This window comes from Rathayibacter sp. VKM Ac-2927 (assembly GCF_022815525.1).
GTDB classification, from domain to species: Bacteria; Actinomycetota; Actinomycetes; order Actinomycetales; family Microbacteriaceae; genus Rathayibacter; species Rathayibacter festucae.
In genome coordinates, this window is record NZ_JALGRT010000001.1 from 652,682 (window position 1) to 672,681 (window position 20,000).

The following is a 20,000-nucleotide window of genomic DNA, read 5'->3' on the forward strand; positions in this document are numbered from 1 at the left end:
GCACCGGTCTCCGTGCGTGCCGCAGAGAGGGTCGAGAAGAAGATGCGCGAAGTTTTCCAGCAGGAGCTGGCCGAGGTCCAGGATCGGCTCGTCGAGATCTCCGGGCTCGTCGAGATCGCGATCGAGAAGGCGACCCAGGCGTTCAACCACTCCGACGTGTCCCTCGCCGAGGAGGTCATCGCCAGCGACGCCCGCATCGACGAGCTGGCCATCAGCCTCGACGAGCTCGCGATCGACATCCTCGCCCGCCAGGGCCCCGTCGCCCGCGACCTGCGGACCGTCGTGTCCGCGCTGCGGATCAGCGCCTCGCTCGAGCGGATGGGCGACATCGCCGAGCACATCGCTCAGCTCTCCCGCTACCGCTTCCCCGACAAGGTCGTGCCGAAGTCGCTCCGCCCGACCTTCGTCGAGATGGGCCGCCTCGACGTCGTCGTCGCGCACAAGCTCACCGAGCTGCTGCGCACGCAGGACCCCCGCCTCGCCGAGGAGATCCGCGACGAGGACGACAAGATCGACGAGCTGCACGTCAGCGTCTTCGACAAGGTCCTCAGCGAGGCGTGGAAGGGCCAGGCCGCCGACACCGTCGACGCGACCCTCGCCAGCCGCTACCACGAGCGCTTCGCCGACCACGCGGTGTCCATCGCGAAGAAGGTCCAGTACCTGATCTCGGGCGACTGGGGCTGAGTTCATTTGTCGATGTCGCGCGGAGCGCGATATCGACCGCGGTCGGCAGACCGCGTGGGCGCGTTCCGCAGAGCGGGGTGCGAACGGCTAGGGCGAATCGCTGGCACGCGATTCGCCCGTTCGCCTTGTGGGGGGCGGCTGGTCTGCACTCTCAGCGCCCGGGCGTCGAGTGACAGCTGCCGTGCCTCGCTGGTCGATCGCCCGCGCTTCCATGCTGATCGAGTAGCGCGCGCAGCGCGCGCATCGAGATCCGCCGTCGTACGGACGCGGGGTCTCGATACGCCGCGTGCCGCGGCTACTCGACCAGCATGCAAGGGGCGCGTACCGCGACCCGGCTCGTTCATGGTGATCGAGTAGCGCGCGCAGCGCGCGTATCGAGATCCACCGTCAGGCGAGGGCGGGGTGCAGACGCGGACGGCCCGCGGGAGTGGGACTCCGGCGGGCCGTGCGGGGTGCGGGGGGTGGGCTACTTCTTGGCGCCCTGGGCGGCGACGGCGGCGGCGCCCGCGGCGGCGGCCTCGGGGTCGAGGTAGCGGGCCTCGCCGATCGGCTCGAAGTTCTCGTCGAGGGTGTAGACGAGGGGGATGCCGGTCGGGATGTTCAGCTCGGCGATATCAGAGTCGGAGATGCCGTCGAGGGTCTTCACCAGCGCGCGCAGCGAGTTGCCGTGCGCGGTGATCATGACGGTCTTGCCCGAGGCGAGATCCGGCTTGATGTCCGACTCCCAGTAGGGCAGCATCCGCTCGATCACGAGCTTGAGCGACTCGGTGCGGGGCAGGTCGTCGCCGAGGTCGGCGTAGCGCTCGTCGTGCGCCTGCGAGTACTGGTCCTCGTCGTCGATGGGGGGCGGCGGCACGTCGAACGAGCGGCGCCAGGTCATGAACTGCTCGGGGCCGTACTCGGCGAGGGTCTGCGCCTTGTCCTTGCCCTGCAGCGCGCCGTAGTGGCGCTCGTTGAGGCGCCAGGAGCGCTTCACGTCGATCCACAGGCGGTCGGCCTTCTCGAGCGCGATGTTCGCGGTCTGGATCGCGCGCGTCTGGCGGGAGGTGTACACGACGTCGGGGTGCAGCTCCGCCTCGACCAGCAGCTCGCCGGCGCGAGTCGCCTCCGCGACGCCCTGCTCGGTCAGCCGCACGTCGACCCAGCCGGTGAACAGGTTCTTCTGGTTCCACTCGCTGTTGCCGTGGCGCACGAGGATGAGGGTGTAGGTCTCGGACATGCGTCCAGCTTAGAGGCGGCCCCTGCGCCCCCGGATACGCTGGAGACCATGCCGATCGGAGCCGTCACCCGCGGCACGACGGGCACGAACCGCCTCCGCCGGGTGGACCGCCGGCTGGCCGAGCTGCCGGTCCTGCGCACGACCCCGGAGCCCGTCGTCGTCGACCTCGGTTTCGGCGCGAGCGCGGTCACCACGCTCGAGCTGCACCGCCGCCTCGTCCGCGCAGCACCCGGCGTCGACGTGGTCGGCTTCGAGATCGAGCCGGCCCGCGTCGAGACCGCGCGACGGCAGCTGGAGCGGGTCCGTGAAGGGGGCACCGCCTTCCCGGCCGACGCCCGGGTGCGCTTCGAGCGCGGCGGCTTCGAGGTCCCGCTGCCCGGGCGGCAGCGGGCGAGCGTGATCCGCGCCTTCAACGTCCTCCGGCAGTACGACGAGTCGGCGGTCGCGGAGGCGTGGCGGACGATGACCGACCGGCTGACCCCCGACGGCGTGCTGGTGGAGGGGACCTGCGACGAGATCGGCCGGATCTGCACCTGGATCGAGATCGGACGCGAGGGGCCGCGCTCGCTCACCCTGTCGCTCCGGCTCGGCGCCGTGCCCTCCCCTATGATCGCGGCCGAGCGGCTGCCGAAGGCGCTGATCCACCGCAACGTCGCGGGCGAGCCGGTGCACGCCTTCCTGCTCGCGCTGGAGCGGGCCTGGCTGCACGCCGCCCCGCTCGCCGTCTACGGGCCGACCCAGCGCTGGATCGCCGCCGTCGAGTCGCTGCGCGGCGAGTGGCCGATCCTCGGCGGCCGGCGGCGGTGGCGGCTCGGTGAGGTGACCGTCGCGTGGGAGGCGGTGGCTCCGCTCGACCCGGCCCCGTCACTGTGAGCATTCTCATATTCACGCCCGCTACCCTCATGCCCCATGGACGACCCTCCCCCTGAACCCTCGGGCACTGCTCCCTCCTCCGCCGCACCGACCGCGACCCTGATCGGCGGTGCCGCGGGTGCCTGAATGGCTCGGCATCGTCATCGGCCTCCTCCTCACCGTCGGCACCGGTCTCTTCGTCGCCTCCGAGTTCGCGCTGGTCAACCTCGACCGCAACGAGCTCGAGGAGCGCCGCGCCCGTGGCGAGAAGCGCCTCGACCCGACGATCTCGGCCCTGCGGATCACCTCCACCCATCTCTCCGGCGCGCAGCTGGGCATCACGCTCACCACGCTGCTCACCGGCTACACCTTCGAGCCCGCGATCAGCTCGCTGCTCGGCGACCCGCTGCGCTCGCTCGGGATCCCTGCCGAGATCGTGCCGGGCATCGGCACGGTCGTCGGCGTCCTGCTGGCGACGGTCTTCTCGATGGTGATCGGCGAGCTCGTCCCGAAGAACTTCGCCCTGGCGCTGCCGCTGAGGACCGCGCAGGTCGTCGTGCCGTTCCAGATCCTCTTCACCACGGTCTTCAAGCCCGTGATCCTGCTCTTCAACAACACGGCCAACGCCCTGATCCGCGCGATGGGCATCGAGCCCAAGGAGGAGCTCTCGGGCGCCCGCAGCGCCGACGAGCTCGGCTCGCTGGTGCGCCGCTCGGTGCTCGAGGGCACGCTCGACAGCGACCACGCGGACCTGCTGCACCGCACGCTCCGCTTCTCGAGCCGCAGCGTCGCCGACGTGATGACGCCGAGGGTCCGGATGGCCTCCGTCCCGCTCGCGAGCACCGCGGAGGACGTGGTGCGGCTCGCGAACCGCACCGGGTTCTCGCGCTTCCCCGTCATCGGCCGCGACTCCGACGACGTCCGCGGTGTCCTGCACGTCAAGCACGCCTTCGCACTGGCCCCGGAGGACCGGGCGCAGGCGACCGCCGAGTCGCTGATGATCGCGCCGATGCGCGTCCCCGAGACCGCGCGTGCCGACGCCCTGCTCGCTCCCCTGCGCGGCAGCGGCCTCGCGATCGCGGTCGTCGTCGACGAGTACGGCGGGACCGCGGGCGTCGTGACGCTCGAGGACCTCGTCGAGGAGATCGTCGGCGAGCTGGAGGACGAGCACGACCGCAGCCGCGCCGGCGTCGTCCGCTCCGGCCGCTCGGCGACCTTCGGCGGCGAGCTGCGCCCCGACGAGGTCGCGGAGCGGCTCGGCGCCGTGGTGCCCGAGGGCGAGGACTACGACACGGTCGCGGGCTTCCTCGCCTCGGCCCTCGGCCGCGTGCCCGAGCTCGGCGACGAGGTCGCCGTGGCCGGCGGCGTGCTGCGGGTCGACCGCGTCGCCGCCCACCGCGTCGACCGCGTCCGCTTCACCCCGGCCGCTGCCGGAGACGAGACCGACGGCGGCGATGCCGTCGGCGTCGCCGCGCTCCGAGCCGAGGGGGCCGTCCATGAGTGAGTACCTGCCCGGGATCGCCTGGCTCGTGGTCCTGCTGATCGTCAATGCCTTCTTCGTCGGCGCCGAGTTCGCCGTGATCTCGGCTCGCCGCTCGCAGATCGAGCCGAGAGCCGATGCGGGCAGCCGCGCGGCGAAGACCACGCTGTGGGCGATGGAGCACGCCACCCTGATGCTCGCGACGAGCCAGCTGGGCATCACCGTCTGCTCGCTGGTGATCCTCAACGTCTCCGAGCCGGCGATCCACCACCTGCTCGAGATCCCGCTCGGCTTCACGGCGCTGTCCGCGGAGGCGATCGGCGTGATCGCGTTCGTCGCCGCGCTGCTGCTCGTCACCTTCCTGCACGTCGTGTTCGGTGAGATGGTGCCGAAGAACCTGGCGTTCTCGGTGCCGACCCGGGCCGCGCTGCTCCTCGCTCCGCCGCTCGTTCTCGTCTCGCGCCTGGTGAAGCCGGTGATCTGGTCGCTGAACGCGGTCGCCAACGGCATCCTCCGCCTCGTGCGGGTCGAGCCGAAGGACGAGGCGACCAGCGCCTTCACGCTGGACGAGGTCGCCGCGATCGTCCGCCAGTCGACCCGCGAGGGCGTGCTGGTCGACGCCTCCGGCACCGTCACGGCGGCGTTCGAGTTCACGACCAAGCGGGTCGCGGACGTCGCGGTCCCGCTCGAGCGGATGGTGCTGCTGCCTGCAGAGGCCACGCCCGCGGACGTGCGCCGCGCAGTGGCCGAGCACGGCTACTCCCGCTACCTGCTCGCGGACGGCGACGGACTGCCCGGCGGCTACCTGCACCTCAAGGACGTCTCCGACCTCGACGCGACCGAGATGCCGGTGCCGCGCAAGCGGATCCGCCGGCTCGCCGCGGTCTCGGCCGGCGACGAGCTGGAGGACGCGCTCGCCGCGCTCAGGCGCACCGGCGCGCACCTCGCCCGGGTGGTCGACGCCGAGGGTCGCACCACCGGTGTTCTCTTCCTCGAGGACATCATCGAGGAGCTCGTGGGCGAGGTGCAGGACGCCACCAACGCGTGAGCGCCGGAGGAGCCCGGCCGGTCAGGCGAGCTCGGGCAGCGCGGCTCTCGCCTCGGCCGAGCTCGCCCCGGTCGCCGTCAGCAGGTCGACGACGAGCGGGCGGAGGATGACCAGCAGCGTCTTCTCCGCCAGCCGCGCCTCGGGGATCAGCGCCTGCGGGTCGAGGGTCGTCGCGAGCAGCACGAGGTCCTGACGCGCGAGCGCGAGCACAGCGGGCTCGGTGACGGCCCGGCCGAGCAGGGCGATCCCCGGGCCGAAGTCCGCGACGACGTCGGCGAGCGCCGGCCGCGGCACGGCGTCGCCGACCAGGAAGTCGGTGCGCCGCGCGACGATGCGGAGGTTGCGGGTCGCGAGGTCGAGCGCGGCGAGCATCGTGCGCTGGCGCTCCAGCTCCGCGCGGTGCCGCCGGACGAACGGCGAGATCCGCGCGACGCCGATCGCCGAGTCGAGGGCGGCCGTCCAGCCGTCGATCACCGGCTGCGTGCCGCGGACGCGCTCCAGCGCCGCCGCGGAGGCCGCCTGATCGCCCCGGCGGAGCGCGTCGGCGAGCGCGTCGATCGTCTCCGCCAGCGCCGCCACCAGCCGCCGCGCCTCGGCGCGCGCCGCCCGGAGCGGGTTGCGCGGCACGATCGCGGTGCACAGCAGCGCGGCGAGCCCGCCGACCAGCCCGTCGAGGCTCCGGGTGAACACTCCCCCGTCGGGCGCGGGCAGGATCATCACCAGCATCGCCTGCGTGCCGGCCGCGACCGCGAAGCCGGGCGACGGCGAGAGCGCCCGCCCCACGGTGAAGACGATCGCGAGCACCACGGCCAGCTGCCAGACGCCGGTGCCCCAGAGCAGCAGCAGCACCTCGCTCGCGGTGATCCCGATCAGCATGCCGATCGCGGTCTCGGCGACCTGCTTCGGCCGGGTGTCGCGCGCGATGCCCAGGCTCGAGATGGTCGCCGTCAGCGACAGCACCGGGGCGGGGTGCCCGAAGACGAAGCGCGAGACGGAGTAGGCGAGGATCGCCGCGAGGACGATCTGCAGCACCGCGGGCAGCGACGCCACGGCGCGCGCGACGCCTCGGCCGGGCCGGACGTCGTCGAGGCGGACGAGCGCCCGGATCCGCGCGGCCGCCCGATCCCGCCGAGCGGGTCCTGCGGCCACCACGGCGTGGCCTACCTGGTCGCTGCCCCGAGGCGGGGCAGGCGGGGCACTCCCGCCTCGGCGCCGGCGCCCGGCGGCACGACGACCTCCTGGGCGGCGGAGACGCGGATCTCGCCCGCCAGCACGGTGAGCTCGAGGTCGACGGGGACCGAGCGCTTGACGACGGCGAGGGCGATGGGGCCCTCCTCGTAGTGCCAGGCGCTCGCGGTGACGGTGCCGACCTCGACCGGCTCGCCGCCCTTGAGCGCCGTGACGACGTCGCCGTGCCCGGGCAGGGCGGAGTCGGAGCCGTCGAGCTGCAGCAGCACGAGGCGGCGGGGCGGGTGACCGAGGTTGTGCACCTTGGCGACCGTCTCCTGACCGCGGTAGCAGCCCTTGGCCAGGTGCACCGAGGAGCGGAGCAGGTCGAGCTCGTGCGGGATCGACCGGTCGTCGACCTCGGTCGCGTGCCGCGGGCGCCAGGCGGCGATGCGGAGCGCCTCGAGGGCGTCGGAGCCGGCCAGCGCCACGCCCGCCGCGCGGGCCCGGGACTCGAGCCCGTCGAGCGCCGCGCGCGGCACGAGGGTCTCGCGGGCGGTCCAGCCGGCCGCGGGATGCGTGGGAGCGGTGGCGTACTGCCAGCCGCCGGGCTGCACCTGCGCCCACGGGTCGAGCCAGCTGATGCCGGACTCCCCCGCGAGCTCGAGGGCCAGCGCGGTCGCGGGGCCGTCGCCGAGCGTCGCGAGCGTCGCGAACTCGGCGGTGCGGTCGGCGATCTCGACGCGGAGCATGAAGCGCATCCGGTCGAGCCAGGCCGCGAGCCCCGGCGTCTCGTCTCGGTCGAGGAGGAGCCAGGCGGTGTCGCCGTCGTCGACGACGCGGATCAGGTGCTCGATCCGGCCGGACGGGTCCAGCAGCAGGGTCTCGGCCGAGTCGCCGGGGGCGAGGCGGGCGAGCGCCTGGCTGGTCAGCGAATCGAGCCAGGTGAGGCGGTCCGGGCCGGTGACGGTGACGACGCCGCGGCCCGAGAGGTCGACGATCGCGGTGCCCGCGGCCAGCGCCCGCTGCTCGCGGAACGGCTCGCCGTAGTGCGCGGCGACGCCGGGCTCGGCCGCACTGGTCCCGACGACGGCGCCCGAGACCGACAGGAGCGGGGAGATCGGCGGCCGCTCGGAGGACGCGGTCTCATTCGACACGGGCGAGCCTTCCGGAGGAGTGGGTGCGGAGCCCCTGGCCGAGCGCGGCGATGTCCCACGCCCAGAGCAGGTGGTCGTCGACGAGGCCGTAGAGGCGGGTGGCGGCCGCGTAGTCCTTCGCGGCGGCGGTGCGCATGACCGCGTCGGTCGCGAGGTCGATCCTCGGGCCCTTGACCTGGCCGAGGTACAGCTCGCTGACGCCGTCGGGGTGCACCAGCGACACCTCGATGTCGAAGCCGCCCGCGCCGTTGCGCAGCGTCTCGACCGACTCGGCGTCGGGGAACGCGGGCGCACCGCGGCCCGGCAGCATCGCGGGGCCGGCGTCGGCGTCGGTGAGCGGGCGGCTGAGCCGCCAGTAGCCCATCTCGCTCACGAGCGGCCGGTGGCCGACCTCGCTGTCGTCCTCGAGCAGCCAGGTGTACGAGCTGTAGTTGAGGTAGGGCAGGCCGTCGTAGCTGAAGCTCACGCGGTGGCCGAACTCGGCCTGCACGGAGTCGTCGCCGACGGCGTAGTCGATGACGCCCGATCCCTCCCAGACGCCGAGCAGCCAGGAGAGCGGGACGAGTTCGGGCGGGAGGCCCGAGGGGAGGGAGATCAAACCTGCTCCGGCGGCGGCTAGCGCTGGCCGCGGTAGAGCTTGTAGACGACCACGCCGGAGACCCACGCGATCGCGAGGGAGGCGAGCCCGAGCAGTCCGAGATAGAAGAGTTCGAGGGCGAGAAGCATGACTCCATCCTATCCGGCGGCACCGACGCGACGGGGTGGAGGAGGCCTGATCAGAGCGAGGTGAGGGCGGCGATGCCGCTGGCGACCGCGACGACGACCATCGCGCCGACGACGCTCGTCATCGTGCGCACCAGATAGCCGTCCGCCTTCGCCACGGCGAGCTGGACGGCGAAGGTCGCGAGGACGCAGCCGCCGAAGGTCAGCGCCAGCCAGAGCTGCTGCGAGCCGGCCGGGGCGATCACCAGGGTGACGACGGAGCCGAGGAGCGCGAGCACCCAGACCGCTGCCACTCCCGCGCGATCCCTGCCCATCCCTCAATTGTGCCCCAGGGAATCGGCCTCTCCGACCCGCCGCTAGTATTGCCGGAGACCAATCCTGGAGGATCCGTGGCGCAGTTGTTGATACTGACCTCAGCCGGTGGCTCGGAGGTCCTCCCCGCACTGGGCCTGCTCAGCCACAAGACCCGGCAGATCCCGGCGGAGCCGGCGCACCTCGTGAACGCCCCGAGCTGCGACCTCATCTTCGTCGACGCCCGGCAGGACCTGGCCAGCGCGAAGTCGCTCTGCAAGATCCTGACCACCACCGGGATCAACGTCCCGCTCATCCTCATCCTCACCGAGGGCGGTCTCACCGCGGTCTCCGCGGACTGGGGCGTGAACGACGTCATCCTCGACTCGGCCGGCCCCGCCGAGGTCGACGCCCGCATCCGGCTGGTCATCGGCCGGCTCGCGCAGGAGCAGTCGACGTCGCGGATCCAGGCGTCCGGCGTCGTGATCGACGAGGCCAGCTACTCCGCGAAGGTGCACGGGCGCCCGCTCGACCTCACCTTCAAGGAGTTCGAGCTGCTGCGGTTCTTCGCGACGCACCCGTCGCGCGTCTTCACCCGCGAGCAGCTGCTCAGCGAGGTCTGGGGGTACGACTACTTCGGCGGCACCCGCACGGTCGACGTGCACGTGCGGCGCCTGCGCGCCAAGCTCGGCGATCTGGAATCGCTCATCGGGACGGTCCGCAACGTCGGATACCGCTTCAACGTGTACGAAGAGGACAATGAACGAGTCGCTCAATCTCTCGGTTGAGAACCTGGCCGATCCCGCCGTCGCCGCGGGGCTCGAGCACCTGATCGGCCGGGCCGCCTGGTTCGACGGCCGGCCCCCGTTCAGCGATCAGACCCTGATCGACGCGCGGGCCGGGTCGCGCACGCTCCTCGTCGGCCTGCGCGCCGACGTCGTGGTGGCGGCCGCCGTGCTCGGCCAGGGCGAGCTCGAGTTCGTCGTCGACCCGGAGTGGCGCGGCGTCGGGTTCGGCCGCGCCGTCCTCGATCAGGTGCTCGCGAGCGGGCGCACCGGGCTCCTGGCCTGGGCGCACGGCGACCACCCGGCGGCCAGGGCCCTCGCCGCCTCGCACGACTTCGCGCCGGTGCGGACGCTGCTGCACCTCGCGCTCGATCCGCTCGTCGCCCCCGAGGTGAGCGTCCCCGAGGGCTTCGCGCTCTCCGACGGCCGCGACCTCGACCCGGCCGAGTGGGTCGCCCTCAACGCCCGGGTCTTCGCCGCGCACCCGGAGCAGGGCCGGATCACCGAGGACGACCTGGCCGCGCGCCGGGCCGAGCCCTGGTACGACGACGGGGACTTCCTCCTGCTCCGCGACGCCGACGGCGCGCTCGTCGGATACGACTGGCTGAAGATCGAGCCGGAGTCGACGACGGGCGAGATCTACGTCCTCGGCGTGGCCCCCGAGACCGCCGGTCGCGGGCTGGGGCGGACGCTCCTCGGGGCGGGACTCGCCCGGATGCTCGAGCGCGGCTGCACCGTCGCGGACCTCTACGTCGAGGCGGAGAACCGCTCCGCCGTGGCGCTGTACCGCTCGCTCGGCTTCACCGACGCGGCCGTCGACGTGCAGTACCTGCACCGCCGCCCCGCGGTGCGCTGAGCGGCGCACCGGCTCCGCGGCTCCTCCCCAGGGCGGGTTCACCCGGCATTCACCACGGGCGGCGCGGGCGCGTCCGGCGCGGTGCCAGGATGGTCGCATGGACGGCGACAACCTGATTCTCGAAGACGGCCTGAGCGACGAGCTCGACGACGACTTCGACGAGGAGGAGGAGGGTCACTCCGACCCCCTGCTCCCGGACGACCGCTACCTCGACCGCGAGCTGAGCTGGCTGGCGTTCAACCAGCGCGTGCTCGAGCTGGCCGAGGACCCGCTGGTCCCGGCGCTCGAGCGGGCCAACTTCCTCGCGATCTTCTCGTCCAACCTCGACGAGTTCTTCATGGTCCGCGTCGCCGGGCTGAAGCGCCGCATCCTCACCGGCCTCGCACTGCCCACCAACATCGGCCGGGTGCCGGTCGACGTGCTGACCGACATCTCCGAGAAGGCGCACCTGCTGCAGCAGCGGCACTCGCGCGCCTTCAAGGAGCTCGTCGAGCCGGCCCTCCGCGACGCCGGGATCGACATCGTCCGCTGGAGCGAGCTCAGCGACGCCGAGCGCGAGGTGCTCGACGACTACTTCTCGGCGCAGGTCTTCCCCGTGCTGATGCCGCTGGCCGTCGACCCGGCGCACCCGTTCCCCTACATCTCGGGGCTCTCGCTCAACCTCTCGGTGCGCGTGCGCAACCCGAAGACCCAGAAGACCGAGTTCGCCCGCCTCAAGGTGCCGCAGATGCTGCCGCGCTTCGTGCGGATCGCCGGCGTCGCCGCTCCCGGTGAGCCGATGCGCTTCATCTCGCTCGAGGACCTGATCGCGAACCAGCTCGACGACCTCTTCCCGGGCATGGAGATCCTCGACCACCACGTCTTCCGGGTCACCCGCAACGAGGACGTCGAGGTCGACGAGGACGAGACCGAGAACCTGATCAAGGCGCTCGAGAAGGAGCTCCTCCGCCGCCGGTTCGGCCCGCCCATCCGCCTCGAGGTGACCGACGACATGGACGACGAGACCCTCGGGCTCCTCGTCCGCGAGCTCGACATCACCACGCAGGAGGTCTACAAGCTCCCCGCGCCGCTCGACCTCGGTGGCCTGTTCAGCCTGCAGAAGATCGACCGACCGGACCTCAAGTACCCCAACCACGTCCCGACGACGGCCGTGCAGCTCTCGCCGAGCGAGCCGAACCAGCGCCAGGACATCTTCAAGGCGGTCTCGCGCGGCGACGTGCTGCTGCACCACCCCTACGAGTCCTTCGCGACGAGCGTCCAGGCGTTCCTCGAGCAGGCCGCGGCCGACCCCGACGTGCTGGCGATCAAGCAGACGCTGTACCGCACCTCGGGCGACTCCCCCATCGTCGAGGCGCTGATCGACGCCGCGGAGTCCGGCAAGCAGGTGCTCGCGCTCGTCGAGATCAAGGCGCGCTTCGACGAGAAGGCCAACATCTCGTGGGCCCGCAAGCTCGAGAAGGCCGGCGTCCACGTGGTCTACGGCCTCGTCGGGCTGAAGACCCACTGCAAGCTCGCGCTGGTCATCCGCCAGGAGAAGGGCGGAGTGCTGCGGCACTACTCCCACATCGGCACCGGCAACTACAACCCGAAGACCTCGCGGATCTACGAGGACCTCGGCCTCCTGACCGCCGACCCCGAGGTCGGCAAGGACCTCACCCGCCTCTTCAACGAGCTCTCCGGCTACGCGATCGAGAAGAAGTTCAAGCGCCTGCTGGTCGCGCCGCGCCACCTGCGCAAGGGACTGCTGAAGCGGATCGCGGCCGAGACCGAGAACGCCCGCGCCGGCCGCCCCTCGGGCATCCGGATCAAGATGAACTCGATCGTGGACGAGTCCGTGATCGACGCGCTCTACCGGGCGAGCCAGGCCGGTGTGCCCGTGGACGTCTGGGTCCGCGGCATCTGCGGTCTGAAGCCCGGGCAGGAGGGACTCTCGGAGAACATCCGCGTCCGCTCCATCCTCGGGCGCTACCTCGAGCACTCCCGCATCTTCAGCTTCGTCAACGGCGGCGAGCCCGAGGTCTTCATCGGCAGCGCCGACATGATGCACCGCAACCTCGACCGCCGCGTCGAGGCGCTGGTGCGGATCGTCGAGCCCGCGCACCTCAGCGAGATCGCCGACATGTTCGACCGCGCGATGGACGAGAAGACGGCCTCCTGGTGGCTCGGCCCGGACGGGATCTGGACGCGGCACCACCTCGACGAGGACGGCGCACCCCTCTCCGATCTGCAGAACCGGCTGATGGCGCACATCACGCATCGCAAGCGCACGGCGACGCGGACCGGCTCCCGAGCCTCCACCCGCTGACGCCGTGACGGGGACCGTCTACGCGGCCGGCGCCGTGTGCTGGCGGATCATCGAGGGGCGTCTGCACGTCCTGGTGATCCACCGGCCGCACCGCAAGGACGTCAGCCTGCCCAAGGGGAAGGTCGATCCGGGCGAGTCGCTGCCGGAGACCGCGGTGCGCGAGATCCGCGAGGAGACCGGGTTCGCGGTCGCGCTCGGAGTGCCGCTCGGCACCGTGCAGTACGCGCTGCCGAACGGGCGACCGAAGACCGTGCACTACTGGGCGGCACGGGTGACCGAGAAGGCGGTGCTCGCCTCGGACTTCGTGCCGAACCGCGAGGTCGAGGCCCTCGAGTGGGTCACGATCAAGCGCGCCCGCAGCTACCTGACCTACCCGCACGACATCGAGATCGTCGACGAGTTCTCGCGGATCGTCTCGCGCGGCACCCACGACACCTTCGCGGTCGTGGTGCTCCGGCACGCGAAGGCGGTCCCCGCGTCCTCCTGGGACGGTCGCGACTCGACCCGGCGCCTCAACCGCCGCGGCGAGGAGGAGGCGGCCGCGGCCGGCCGCGCCGTCGCCGCGTGGCGGCCCCGCCGGCTGGTCTCGAGCACCGCGAAGCGCTGCCGCACCACGATCACTCCGCTCTCCGCGCTGCTCAAGCGGCCGGTCCGCCTCTCGGAGGACCTCAGCCAGGACGCGCACGAGCACGGCACCGCCGACGTCCGCTCCGTCGTCGGCAAGCGGGTCCGCGCGCGCAAGAGCGCCGTGCTCTGCAGCCACGGTCCGGTGATCCCCGAGATCCTGCGCGAGCTGGCACTGGCCACCGCGACCCCGATCGGCCCGTACCTCGAGGAGGCCTCCGACCTGCCGACCGGCGGCTTCGCGGTCGTGCACCTCTCGGTCGAGCACCCGGGCTCCGGCATCGTCGCGATCGAGACGCACGCACCGCTCGAGTGAGCCCGCGCGCGGGACGCAGACCTGCCGCGCGAATACTGCTCCTCCGCGCTCGGCGGCGCCTGAGGGCGGCCCGTCGTTCACCGCGCGTTCACCGAGCGGACGGGGCCAGGACACGACCCCTCCGTACTCTCGCTGGCGGGCCGCACCAAGCCCGTCCATCCCCCTGCTTTCCTACCCGAAAGGGATACTTGTGCGTTTCTCGCGTCTCGGCCAGGCGGCCGTCATCGCCGCCGTCGCAGCCATCACGCTGACCTCCTGTGCTGCCAACGAGGGGCCCGCCGCCACCGGCGACTCGTCCTCCTCCGGCTCCGCCAGCACCCTCGAGGGCACCCTCAACGGCATCGGCGCCTCCTCGCAGGGCTCCGCCCAGGAGGCCTGGGTCTCCGCCTTCCAGCAGGCGAACACCGGCGTCACCGTCAACTACTCCCCCGACGGCTCCGGCGCGGGCCGTGAGGCCTTCATCGCCGGCGGCGCCGACTTCGCCGGCTCGGACCGCGCGCTGAAGCTCGAGGAGCTCGACGGCTCCTTCGGCAAGTGCGCCGACGGCACCTCCGCCATCGACGTCCCGGCCTACATCTCGCCGATCGCGATCGTCTTCAACGTGGAGGGCCTCGACGAGCTGAACCTCGACGCCGCCACCATCGCGGGCATCTTCAAGGGCACCATCACCACCTGGAACGCCCCCGAGATCGCCGCGCTGAACCCCGACGCGACGCTCCCGTCCTCGAACATCACCGCCGTGCACCGCTCGGACGACTCGGGCACCACCGAGAACTTCGCCGCGTACCTCAACGCGACCGCGCCCACCGTGTGGGACGCCGAGCCCGACGGAGTCTGGCCCTACGAGGGCGGCGAGGCGGCCCAGGGCACCTCGGGCGTCATCGACACCGTCACCAACGGCCAGAACACCATCGGCTACGCCGACGCCTCGCGCGCCGGCAGCCTGGGCACCGCCAAGGTGAAGGTCGGCGACGACTTCGTCGCCTACTCGCCCGAGGCCGCTGCCGCGATCGTCGACGCGTCCCCCGAGGCGACCGACCGTCCCGAGAACGACATCGTCTACGAGATCGACTACGCCTCCGAGGAGTCCGGCGTCTACCCGGTCGTCCTGGTGAGCTACCTCATCGCCTGCCAGGAGTACCAGGACGCCGCGACGGGCGAGCTCGTCAAGGCGTACCTCGGCTACGTGACCAGCGAGGAGGGCCAGCAGGAGGCCGCCACCTCCGCCGGCGCCGCGCCGCTCTCGTCCGAGCTGTCGACCCAGGTCGCGACGGCCATCGAGTCGATCAAGTAACCTCCCCCTCATGACGCGGCCCCGGACCCCAGCCGGTCCGGGGCCGCGTCACGGCTCGGCCCCCTCCCCCACACCGAACGCAGGGACACCCACATGACCACCGCAGAGCGGCCCGTCGGCGCCATCAAGGCGAAGCAGCGGCCCGCAGACCGGATCTTCTCCGGAACGGCAGTCGCCTCCGGCGCGCTGATCCTCGTCATCCTCGCCGCCGTCGCCCTCTTCCTGGTCGTCCAGTCGATCCCGGCTCTCACGGCGTCCCCCGACACGATCTCCGGCGGAGCGGGCTTCTGGTCCTACGTCGGCCCGCTCGTGTTCGGCACCGTCTACGCCGCCGGGCTCGCGATGGTGATCGCCGTCCCCATCGCGATCGGCATCGCGCTCTTCATCTCGCACTACGCCCCGCGCAAGCTCGCGCAGGGCCTCGGCTACGTGATCGACCTGCTGGCCGCCGTGCCGTCGGTCGTCTTCGGCCTCTGGGGCATCACGGTGCTCGCCCCCTTCGTCCAGCCGTTCTACGCGTTCCTCACGGACGCCTTCGGCTGGTTCCCGCTCTTCAACGGCCCGGTCTCCGGCACCGGCCGCACGATCCTCACCGTCGCCCTCGTGCTCGCGGTCATGATCCTGCCGATCGTCACGGCGATCTCGCGCGAGGTGTTCCTCCAGACGCCGACGCTGCACGAGGAGGCCGCGCTCGCCCTGGGCGCGACCCGCTGGGAGATGGTCCGCACGGCGGTCCTGCCCTTCGGCCGCCCCGGCATCATCTCCGCGTCGATGCTCGGCCTCGGCCGCGCACTCGGCGAGACGATGGCGGTCGCCATCGTGCTCTCGCCGTCCTTCGTCGTGAACTTCGCGCTGCTGCAGTCGACGAACTCGAACACCGTCGCCGCGAACATCGCGCTGAGCTTCCCCGAGGCCTACGGCCTGAAGGTCAACGAGCTCGTCGCCTCCGGCCTGATGCTCTTCGTCATCACGCTGCTCGTCAACATGCTCGCGCGCTACATCATCAACCGCCGCAAGGCCTTCTCGGGAGCGAACTGATGGTCACGATGACTCCGCCCCGCCAGCGCCGCGTCGAGGACGCGGTCCCTGCGCCGGTCAACACGCTCACCAGCGGCCAGCTGCCCAAGTGGGCGCCCGTCGCCCTCCTGGTCGGCAGCATCGCCGTGATGGCGCTCGTCTACGCCCTCCTCGCCGTCACCGGCACCACCCAGGGCTTCGACGTGGTCGGCACCGTCTTCTTCGGCGCCGTGCTCTACACGGTCGCCGTCTTCGTCCTCGCCCGCCTGGTCGAGGGCCCCCGCCGCGCCACCGACCGGGTCGTCACCACGCTGGTCACCGCCGCGTTCGTCGTCGCGCTGATCCCGCTGATCTCGCTGATGTACACCGCGGTCACCGCGGGCGCCGCGCGCTTCGACATCCTCTTCTTCACCTCCTCGATGCGCAACGTCGTCGGCGAGGGCGGCGGAGCGCTGCACGCGATCATGGGCACGCTGATCATCACGGCGCTGGCCGCGGTCATCTCGATCCCGATCGGCCTGATGACGGCCATCTACCTCGTCGAGTACGGCCGGGGCGCGCTCGCCCGCGGCATCACCTTCTTCGTCGACGTCATGACCGGCATCCCCTCGATCGTCGCCGGCCTCTTCGCTTATGCCCTGCTGGTGCTCCTCTTCGGCGACGGCATCCGGATGGGCTTCGGCGGCGCGATCGCGCTGTCGGTGCTGATGATCCCGGTCGTCGTGCGCTCCACCGAGGAGATGCTGCGCCTGGTCCCGAACGAGCTGCGCGAGGCGTCCTTCGCCCTCGGCGTGCCGAAGTGGCTGACCGTCGTGAAGATCGTCCTGCCGACCTCGATCGCCGGCATCGTCACGGGCGTCATGCTCTCGATCGCCCGCGTCATCGGCGAGACCGCCCCGCTGCTCATCGTCGCCGGGTTCACCCAGTCGATGAACTACAACCCGTTCGACGACCGGATGATGACCCTCCCGGTCTTCGTGTTCCGCCAGTACGCCGACCAGGGGGCCGACGCCGCCGCCTACATCGATCGGGCCTGGACCGGCGCGCTGGTCCTCATCCTGATCGTCATGCTGCTCAACCTGCTCGCTCGCCTGGTCGCGCGCATCTTCGCCCCCAAGCTCGGCCGCTAACCCTAAGGATCTCCGTTGTCCAAGCGCATCGAAGTCAACGACCTCAACGTCTACTACAGCAAGTTCCTCGCGGTCGAGGGAGTCGGTCTCACCATCGAGCCCCGCACCGTCACGGCGTTCATCGGCCCCTCCGGCTGCGGCAAGTCGACCTTCCTCCGCACGCTCAACCGCATGCACGAGGTCATCCCCGGCGCCTACGTCGACGGCGAGGTGCTGATCGACGGCAACAACCTCTACGGCCCGGGTGTCGACCCGGTGCTCGTGCGCCGCCAGGTGGGCATGGTCTTCCAGCGCCCCAACCCGTTCCCGACGATGTCCATCCGCGACAACGTGCTGGCCGGCGTCAAGCTCAACAACCGCCGCATCTCGAAGTCCGACGCGGACGACCTCGTCGAGAAGTCGCTGCAGGGCGCGAACCTCTGGAACGAGGTCAAGGACCGGCTCGAGAAGCCCGGCTCCGGCCTCTCCGGCGGCCAGCAGCAGCGGCTCTGCATCGCCCGCGCCATCGCCGTCTCCCCCGACGTGCTGCTGATGGACGAGCCGTGCTCGGCCCTCGACCCGATCTCGACCCTCGCGATCGAGGACCTGATCGAGGAGCTCAAGAACGAGTACACGATCGTGATCGTGACCCACAACATGCAGCAGGCCTCGCGCGTCTCGGACCGCACCGCGTTCTTCAACATCGCGGGCACCGGCAAGCCCGGCAAGCTCATCGAGTACGACGACACCGCCACGATCTTCTCGCGGCCGTCCGTCCAGGCGACCGAGGACTACGTCTCGGGCCGCTTCGGCTGAGCCTCCGGCCGGCACGCACGAGAGCCGCACTCCCCCGGGGGTGCGGCTCTTCTGCTGTCCGGGAGCCCGTGAGAGCCGCCTGCAGCCGGCGGCCCCCGGTGGGGAGCGCAGAAGAGCCGCACCCCCTCGGGGAATGCGGCTCTTCTCTCCTCGATGCTGTGGCGGTGTCAGGCGGTCGCGATGGCCAGGATCGGGTCCGTGGTCGGCGCCTCGGAACCGCCCGCGTCCTCGACGGTCACCGCGACGACGGCGCCCTCGGCGAGCGTGCCCTCGAGCGGTGCGACCGTGCGGCCGTCACCCCCGTCGAACGTGCCGGCCGAGACCGGGCCGGACGAGCCGATGTACCAGAGCTCGTAGGTCTTGTCGTCGGGCAGCGGCGCGAGGTCGTCGACGACGAGCGCCGAGCGGCCGAGCGAGGCCGACCAGACCAGGGTCGCGGTCTCGCCGGTCGCGACGGCTCCGGCCGTCTCCTGCACGTCGGGAGCGCTGCGGATCTGCTCGAGCGCGGTCAGCTGCTGGCTCTGCCCGGCATCGGGCGTGAGCAGCGGCGGGAGCGCCACTCCCCCGACCACGATGACGGCCGCGGCGGCGGCGGCGGAGAGGTAGACGGCGGGGCGGGTGAACCAGCGTCCGCGGGCGCGGGCCTCGGCGCCGTGACGGCCGGAGGTCGCGGTGGCGGACGGCGCAACGGCCGACGGCCCGCTCGCGGCGGCCGCGGAAGGCTCGACGGCGCGCAGGGTCGGGACCGCTTCGCGCCGGTCGGCGAGGTCCTCGGCCGGAGCATCGGAGGTGTCGTCGCGGGGCAGCTGGGGCGTGGTCGCGATCAGCGCCATCAGATCGGCCTTGAGGGCCGGCGACGGTGCGACCGCCGGAGCGTCGGCGGCCAGCGCGTCGGCCACGGTCGAGAACGCGTCGGCCTCGCCGCGCGCCTCCGGATTCTCGTCCAGGAATCTCTCGTACCGGGCGGTCTCGTCCGGGGTGAGGATGCCGAGTGCGTGTCCTGCTGCGAGTTCGCGCGGATCTTCGGGGAGTTGCACGTCGTTCACAGGGCCACCCCCATCTCTTCTCTCAGTCGTATCATCCCGTCGCGCAGGCGCGTTTTTATGGTACCGACGGGGCAGTTCAGGATCCCGGCGATCTCGCTGTGCGAGTAGCCGCCGTAGTACGCGAGCTGCAGCGCTTGCCGCTGGAGCTCGGTCAACCGCTCCAGGGCGGCGGTGACCTTCTCGTGCTCGAGGGACACCTCCGCCTGCTCGGCGACCTGGTCGTAGTCGCGACCGAGGTCGCGGATTCCTATGCGGACGTCCCGATCACGGCCCGCTTGGGCCGCGCGAACCCGATCGATGGCCCTGCGGTGTGCCATCGTGAGGATCCAGGTCGTCGCACTTCCCTTATTCGGAGCGAAGCGTCCAGCGGTTTGCCAGATCTCGAGGAAGACCTCCTGGGCCACCTCCTCCGATTGGGCGCGGTCGACCAGGACCCGCGTGATCAGTCCGAGGACGCGCGAGGCGACGAGGTCGTAGAGCTGCGAGAACGCGGCCTGCTCCCCCGCGGCGATGCGCTCGAGGAGAGCGCCAAGGTCGGGGGCGGTGCCCTCGGCGGTGGTGTCGTCGCTCATGCGCCCTGCCCTGCTCGTGCCCGGGACTTCAGATTCCGGGTCATCCAGAAGGCTGTCACGGCGAGTCCCGCGATCACGACCGACACTTCGAGGGGGAGGACGACGAAGCGGACGTCGAGAGCGAAGCCGCCCACGTCGACCAGCGCCGCGGCGCCCATCCGCGGGGCGAGCCACAGTCCGATCACGGCGGCGAGGGCCGCGGTCAGACCGGCGGAGCTGCGCGGACGGACGAGCACCCAGAGCGCGGCGGCCGTGTCGAGCACGGCGAGCGTGCGCATCAGCGCGCCCTGCGAGAAGACGACGCCGTTGCCGAGGAGGGCGCCGATCTCGTCGTCCACGCCCGGGGCGGAGAGGAAGAGGAGGACGGCGATCACCAGGAGGGCGATCCCGGCCCACCATCGCGCGCCGATCCGGAGTGCCCTGCGGTTCTTCATTCCGGATGTCGCCTGTCTGTCGGGGACTCTGCCGGGAGGGGAGGACTCGCGCCTCGGACCGCCCGCCACTGGGCCCTCGCTCGCCGCCGGGATCCGCTGGGGATGCTGTCGAGAGGAGAAGGGGCCGGATCGCAGAAACGCCTCTCGGCGCGAGGCCGCTCGAAGCGGCTATAAGTGGAGCCCGGGGTTACTGCGATCCGGCTCC

The 20,000-nt window shown here is 71.7% G+C and carries 20 protein-coding genes; 12 read left to right on the plus strand and 8 right to left on the minus strand.

What is annotated here, in order from left to right; translation table 11 throughout:
- Positions 1–42 precede the first annotated feature (42 nt).
- Positions 43–684, plus strand: coding sequence for a phosphate signaling complex protein PhoU (gene phoU / locus MT353_RS03055; RefSeq protein ID WP_123445152.1), 642 nt, complete (start codon positions 43–45; stop codon positions 682–684).
- Positions 685–1,150: 466 nt separating this feature from the next.
- On the opposite strand, the gene MT353_RS03060 is transcribed toward phoU, so the two are convergent.
- Complete coding sequence (locus tag MT353_RS03060; RefSeq protein WP_123445151.1) at positions 1,151–1,903, minus strand: phosphoglyceromutase; 753 nt, start codon at positions 1,901–1,903, stop codon at positions 1,151–1,153.
- Positions 1,904–1,951: 48 nt separating this feature from the next.
- Between MT353_RS03060 and MT353_RS03065 the strand changes: the two genes are divergently transcribed.
- The 3 genes from MT353_RS03065 to MT353_RS03075 all read left to right on the plus strand — a co-directional run bounded on the left by MT353_RS03065 (position 1,952) and on the right by MT353_RS03075 (position 5,283).
- Positions 1,952–2,776, plus strand: a complete 825-nt coding sequence (locus MT353_RS03065; RefSeq protein WP_243623586.1) for a class I SAM-dependent methyltransferase — start codon at positions 1,952–1,954, stop codon at positions 2,774–2,776.
- A gap of 118 nt (positions 2,777–2,894) precedes the next feature.
- Complete coding sequence (locus MT353_RS03070) at positions 2,895–4,259, plus strand: hemolysin family protein (RefSeq protein ID WP_243623587.1); 1,365 nt, start codon at positions 2,895–2,897, stop codon at positions 4,257–4,259.
- Positions 4,252–5,283: a hemolysin family protein gene (locus MT353_RS03075; protein WP_243623588.1), complete on the plus strand. Its 1,032-nt coding sequence runs from the start codon at positions 4,252–4,254 to the stop codon at positions 5,281–5,283. The genes MT353_RS03070 and MT353_RS03075 overlap by 8 nt, the downstream gene beginning before the upstream one ends.
- 21 nt (positions 5,284–5,304) lie before the next feature.
- On the opposite strand, the gene MT353_RS03080 is transcribed toward MT353_RS03075, so the two are convergent.
- The 4 genes from MT353_RS03080 to MT353_RS03095 all read right to left on the minus strand — a co-directional run bounded on the left by MT353_RS03080 (position 5,305) and on the right by MT353_RS03095 (position 8,644).
- Positions 5,305–6,435: an aromatic acid exporter family protein gene (locus tag MT353_RS03080; protein ID WP_159423355.1), complete on the minus strand. Its 1,131-nt coding sequence runs from the start codon at positions 6,433–6,435 to the stop codon at positions 5,305–5,307.
- Between the two features lie 8 nt (positions 6,436–6,443).
- Positions 6,444–7,607 carry a folate-binding protein YgfZ gene (locus MT353_RS03085; protein ID WP_374204683.1) on the minus strand — a complete coding sequence of 388 codons (1,164 nt, stop codon included), beginning with the start codon at positions 7,605–7,607 and terminating at the stop codon, positions 6,444–6,446.
- The gene (locus MT353_RS03090) at positions 7,597–8,205 is read right to left on the minus strand and encodes an FABP family protein (RefSeq protein ID WP_123702239.1); all 609 of its coding nucleotides are present in this window, start codon (positions 8,203–8,205) and stop codon (positions 7,597–7,599) included. The genes MT353_RS03085 and MT353_RS03090 overlap by 11 nt, the downstream gene beginning before the upstream one ends.
- A gap of 178 nt (positions 8,206–8,383) precedes the next feature.
- Positions 8,384–8,644 (minus strand): hypothetical protein, encoded by a 261-nt coding sequence (locus MT353_RS03095; protein ID WP_132435964.1) that lies wholly within the window; start codon positions 8,642–8,644, stop codon positions 8,384–8,386.
- Positions 8,645–8,719: 75 nt separating this feature from the next.
- Here MT353_RS03095 and MT353_RS03100 point away from each other — a divergent pair, with 75 nt between their 5' ends.
- The 8 genes from MT353_RS03100 (at position 8,720) to pstB (ending at position 17,743) form a co-directional block, all read left to right on the plus strand.
- Entirely contained in the window at positions 8,720–9,409 is a 690-nt protein-coding gene (locus MT353_RS03100) for a winged helix-turn-helix domain-containing protein (RefSeq protein ID WP_123445147.1), read from the plus strand.
- The gene (gene mshD / locus MT353_RS03105; RefSeq protein ID WP_127885970.1) at positions 9,381–10,262 is read left to right on the plus strand and encodes a mycothiol synthase; all 882 of its coding nucleotides are present in this window, start codon (positions 9,381–9,383) and stop codon (positions 10,260–10,262) included. The genes MT353_RS03100 and mshD overlap by 29 nt, the downstream gene beginning before the upstream one ends.
- Positions 10,263–10,359: 97 nt before the next feature.
- Positions 10,360–12,567: an RNA degradosome polyphosphate kinase gene (locus tag MT353_RS03110; protein WP_123702233.1), complete on the plus strand. Its 2,208-nt coding sequence runs from the start codon at positions 10,360–10,362 to the stop codon at positions 12,565–12,567.
- A 4-nt stretch (positions 12,568–12,571) separates the two neighbouring features.
- Entirely contained in the window at positions 12,572–13,507 is a 936-nt protein-coding gene (locus MT353_RS03115) for an NUDIX domain-containing protein (RefSeq protein WP_243598731.1), read from the plus strand.
- Positions 13,508–13,697: 190 nt separating this feature from the next.
- Entirely contained in the window at positions 13,698–14,801 is a 1,104-nt protein-coding gene (locus MT353_RS03120) for a phosphate ABC transporter substrate-binding protein PstS (protein WP_243598730.1), read from the plus strand.
- 93 nt (positions 14,802–14,894) lie between these two features.
- Complete coding sequence (gene pstC, locus MT353_RS03125; RefSeq protein ID WP_123445142.1) at positions 14,895–15,839, plus strand: phosphate ABC transporter permease subunit PstC; 945 nt, start codon at positions 14,895–14,897, stop codon at positions 15,837–15,839.
- Positions 15,839–16,948: a phosphate ABC transporter permease PstA gene (pstA, locus tag MT353_RS03130; RefSeq protein ID WP_374204637.1), complete on the plus strand. Its 1,110-nt coding sequence runs from the start codon at positions 15,839–15,841 to the stop codon at positions 16,946–16,948. The genes pstC and pstA overlap by 1 nt, the downstream gene beginning before the upstream one ends.
- 15 nt (positions 16,949–16,963) lie before the next feature.
- On the plus strand, positions 16,964–17,743 hold the full coding sequence (pstB, locus tag MT353_RS03135; RefSeq protein ID WP_132435969.1) for a phosphate ABC transporter ATP-binding protein PstB: 780 nt from the start codon (positions 16,964–16,966) through the stop codon (positions 17,741–17,743).
- A 167-nt stretch (positions 17,744–17,910) separates the two neighbouring features.
- Here pstB and MT353_RS03140 read toward each other — a convergent pair whose 3' ends face one another.
- From MT353_RS03140 to MT353_RS03150, 3 genes are read right to left on the minus strand one after another with little or no spacing between them, the layout of a single operon-like run.
- A complete protein-coding gene (locus tag MT353_RS03140) occupies positions 17,911–18,780 on the minus strand; it encodes an anti-sigma factor (RefSeq protein ID WP_243598728.1) in 870 nt (289 codons plus the stop codon).
- Positions 18,781–18,785: 5 nt separating this feature from the next.
- Complete coding sequence (gene sigK / locus MT353_RS03145; protein ID WP_123445139.1) at positions 18,786–19,361, minus strand: ECF RNA polymerase sigma factor SigK; 576 nt, start codon at positions 19,359–19,361, stop codon at positions 18,786–18,788.
- A complete protein-coding gene (locus tag MT353_RS03150; protein ID WP_243615332.1) occupies positions 19,358–19,795 on the minus strand; it encodes a hypothetical protein in 438 nt (145 codons plus the stop codon). Before MT353_RS03150 ends, sigK begins: the two co-directional genes overlap by 4 nt.
- Positions 19,796–20,000 lie beyond the last annotated feature (205 nt).